Raw genomic sequence first — 499 nt, forward strand, 5'->3', positions numbered from 1 at the left:
TCGCGGCGGTGGCGGGTTTCGCGCTGGGCGGCGGCTGCGAACTCGCGATGATGTGCGACATCATCTTTGCGGCCGATACGGCGAAGTTCGGCCAGCCGGAAATCAAGCTCGGCGTGCTGCCGGGTGCGGGCGGCACGCAGCGCCTGCCGCGCGCGGTGTCGAAGGCGAAAGCGATGGACATGTGCTTGACCGCGCGCTTCATGGACGCGGAGGAAGCTGAGCGGGCGGGCTTGGTGTCGAGGATCCTGCCGGCGGACAAGTTGCTCGACGAGGCGATCGCCGCGGCGACGACGATCGCGGAATTCTCGCTGCCTGCCGTAATGATGGTGAAGGAGGCGGTGAATCGCGCATACGAGACGACCTTGTCCGAAGGGGTGCACTTCGAGCGTCGCTTGTTTCACTCGGCATTTGCGACTGAAGATCAGAAGGAAGGGATGGCGGCGTTCGTCGAGAAGCGCAAGCCCGTCTTCAAGCATCGCTGAACACGCACAGGGCAAAG

General features: G+C 64.3%; 1 protein-coding gene. It reads left to right on the forward strand.

Annotated features, from left to right (window positions below):
• Positions 1-482, forward strand: a 482-nt coding sequence (locus J5M67_RS27995) for an enoyl-CoA hydratase-related protein (RefSeq protein WP_207888620.1), incomplete at its 5' end; no start/stop codon positions are given.
• Positions 483-499 lie beyond the last annotated feature (17 nt).

The organism is Pseudomonas sp. 30_B (assembly GCF_017491605.1).
Taxonomy (GTDB): Bacteria; Pseudomonadota; Gammaproteobacteria; order Pseudomonadales; family Pseudomonadaceae; genus Pseudomonas.